The organism is Helicobacter didelphidarum (assembly GCF_003364195.1).
GTDB classification, from domain to species: Bacteria; Campylobacterota; Campylobacteria; order Campylobacterales; family Helicobacteraceae; genus Helicobacter_A; species Helicobacter_A didelphidarum.
Genome location: NZ_NXLQ01000077.1, coordinates 1 through 2,943 on the forward strand (window position 1 = coordinate 1; position 2,943 = coordinate 2,943).

Sequence of the window (2,943 nt, forward strand, 5' to 3'; positions counted from 1 at the left end):
TTTTTTTCTAAACCTTGCTTGTCTTTGTTCTCTCTCTAATTCTTTTAGCTCTCTCTCGTATTCTTCATAACTTAGATTATTTATTCTTTTTTGTTCTTGTTCTATTGCACCTTGTCTCTCTTCTTTTATTTGCATTATAGATTTATAGAGGGCTTTTCTAGCGTCTAAATACTCATTACTTAGGGATTCTTTGTCGAGGATAAAGGTATTTGCGAAGGAGGATTTATACCCAAAGGTTTTTATAGCATTATTATCATCAAGCGTAGGATTGTTATTTGAATCGAGTGCTATATAGCTTTCGCATTGATAGAGGGCTTTAAGTAAAGCAATAGGAGAATCTTTAGTGAGGGAGGTGATGTCGTTGTGTGAGATATACTGAAACAATTGTTCTTTATTCTGTGTGCCTACTATCTGCATATTATCTATCTCCTAAAAGTATCAAGTATTCGCATATTTTTTTCAAAACTATCCATATCATCTACTTCTTCATCATCATATTCTTGTCTTAAATAGTATTCTTTTTCTTTAGAATCTATCGAGTTCCACACTATCAGCTTCATCAAATCATTCCACCATTCCCCATTGATCAAACAATCAACGCCATTCATAAAACCTTGCCCTTGTTGTTTTATAGAGCGATAAAGAGCAGGGATATACTCATAGATAAACTCCATTACTTCTTTTGAAGTATCGCCAACCCAGATACTCACTATATCAGTAATCTTAACTCCCACTCCAAATATTATCAGCCCTATGATACCCGCAGCAATCGCAGGGACAGAGAGGAAATAAGCCACTATTGCACTTGCTATACCTACAAGTATGCTCCCACCTAGCCCGATATTAAATACTGCACCCTCTACACCATCACTTATTATCTTTATCACTACGCCTTTTGCTCCATTGATTTTATATTCTATCACATAATCTGCCATACTAAAAATCCTTTCTGCTCTCTTAGTGATGATTTGAATAGGCATAGTGATAGGTTCTAAGGTGGGGAGGAATTTCTTTAAATGTTCAGCCAAGCTTGATGAAACTTCAAAAGGTTTTTTCCAAACATCCAATGTCTCTTGCTGTTTCTTAAGATTTTCTTTCTCCTGCTGTTCTTTCAGTGCCTCTTTCTCCTGCTCCCTCCTTCTCTCTATTTCTGCAACTTGCTTATCATACTCCACTAACTCCTTAGGCATAGCTCCATCTTTAAGAAATGCTTGCATCATTCCATTATAGGCTTCTTTGTTGGTGATTGTTTCACTTGCATTCATTGAACTTCTCCTTGATTGAATTTAAGTTATCTATAAACCCTTGTGTTTGCTCTGCAATTATCATATCTTTTTCCTTGAGGAGATTTAAAGATTGAATACTAAGATTAATTCTTTGTAGAAAGTCTTGCTTAATTGCACCCCCAAAGAAATTACAGGTTTCGGGTTTCTCTGTGAAATGAACATATGAAAAGATTAAATAAGCCTCTGTATTTTTTGCTTGAAACATATAATTTTCATATTCTTTATAATCTTTGCTTATTTTATCAAAGAAGTAAAATACATTATCACAGGCTTTAAGAAAATCTAAATCTTTATTCACTTCCTCTTGTGTGTATGGTAAATTGTTGTAAATTTTATAAGATTTATAAAATGTCTTTTCAATAGCATAATCATTTTATCCAAAAGTGGTTGATAATACCAATCCTCTATGCCTAAAGCATTGACTATCAGCAAATCAAATTCAAAATGCTTGATATAATAGCGTATTTCTTTCTCATGAGATTCCATCTTATCTATCAAATCATATTGAGATACAAGGCGTAAAAATGTCTCTTTATCAGCGATATTTAATTGCAATTCTCTAAGATTATGATTCTGCTCACTCCACAATGTATCATATACCCAAAATATCGCTAACCCCAAAGGTCTATGAAGCAAAGTATAGCTTGTCGTAAGGGTAAAGATAAGAGTTAAAGTGATGATTTTGTTCCTCGTGCGTTTATAATACCACCTAATCAATGGGAGATTCTTGAAGTTTTTGGGATTCATTGCGTTATACTTCCAATTCATTGTAAAATTTCGTTTGCAAACATACCATAAAGTAAGATTCTAAATAAAGTTTATCATACTTAACTCCTTAGGCATAGCCCCATCTTTAAGAAATGCTTGCATCATTCCATTATAGGCTTCTTTGTTGGTGATTGTTTCATTTGCATTCATTGAGCTTCTCCTTGATTGAATTTAAAGGATTTATAAGTTCGTGTACTTTCTCTGCAGTGATTGCATCTTTTTCCTTCAGTGTTTGTAGCGATTTGCTAATATTCTCAACTCTTTGCAATATATCTTCTTTGACAATACCTCTAAAGAAATTGCAAATTTTGGGTTTCTCTGGGAAATAAATCTCTACAAAACCACCTACAAAACCAATAGGTGCATAAATTAACATAAATTCAACTAACTTTGCTTGAAACATATAATTTTCATATTCTTTATAATCTTTGCTTATTTTATCAAAGAAGTAAAATACATTATCACAGGCTTTAAGAAAATCTAAATCTTTATTCGCTTCCTCTTGTGTGTATGGTAAATTGTTGTAAAGCATATGAGCTTTGTAAAACTCGTTCTCTAGTGCATAATACCTCATTTTATCCAAAAGTGGTTGATAATACCAATCCTCTATGCCTAAAGCATTGACTATCAGCAAATCAAATTCAAAATGCTTGATATAGTTTCGTATTTCTTTCTCATGAGATTCCATCTTATCTATCAAATCATATTGAGATACAAGGCGTAAAAATGTCTCTTTATCAGCGATATTTAATTGCAATTCTCTAAGATTATGATTCTGCTCACTCCACAATGTATCATATACCCAAAATATCGCTAACCCCAAAGGTCTATGAAGCAAAGTATAGCTTGTCGTAAGGGTAAAGATAAGAGTTAAAGTGATGATTTTGTT

Annotated in this window: 4 protein-coding genes and 1 pseudogene; all 5 read right to left on the reverse strand. The window is 33.0% G+C overall.

Annotated features, from left to right (window positions below):
* Positions 1–417 (reverse strand): annotated as a pseudogene (locus CQA53_RS10620) (hypothetical protein); the annotation flags it as partial.
* A gap of 5 nt (positions 418–422) precedes the next feature.
* Complete coding sequence (locus CQA53_RS10625; protein ID WP_115543929.1) at positions 423–1,265, reverse strand: WVD2 family protein; 843 nt, start codon at positions 1,263–1,265, stop codon at positions 423–425.
* On the reverse strand, positions 1,252–1,584 hold the full coding sequence (locus CQA53_RS10630; RefSeq protein WP_115543930.1) for a hypothetical protein: 333 nt from the start codon (positions 1,582–1,584) through the stop codon (positions 1,252–1,254). Before CQA53_RS10630 ends, CQA53_RS10625 begins: the two co-directional genes overlap by 14 nt.
* Positions 1,581–2,054, reverse strand: a complete 474-nt coding sequence (locus CQA53_RS10635) for a hypothetical protein (protein WP_147290042.1) — start codon at positions 2,052–2,054, stop codon at positions 1,581–1,583. The genes CQA53_RS10630 and CQA53_RS10635 overlap by 4 nt, the downstream gene beginning before the upstream one ends.
* Before the next feature lie 136 nt (positions 2,055–2,190).
* A partial coding sequence (locus CQA53_RS12595; RefSeq protein ID WP_181882455.1) for a hypothetical protein occupies positions 2,191–2,943 on the reverse strand: 753 nt, incomplete at its 5' end.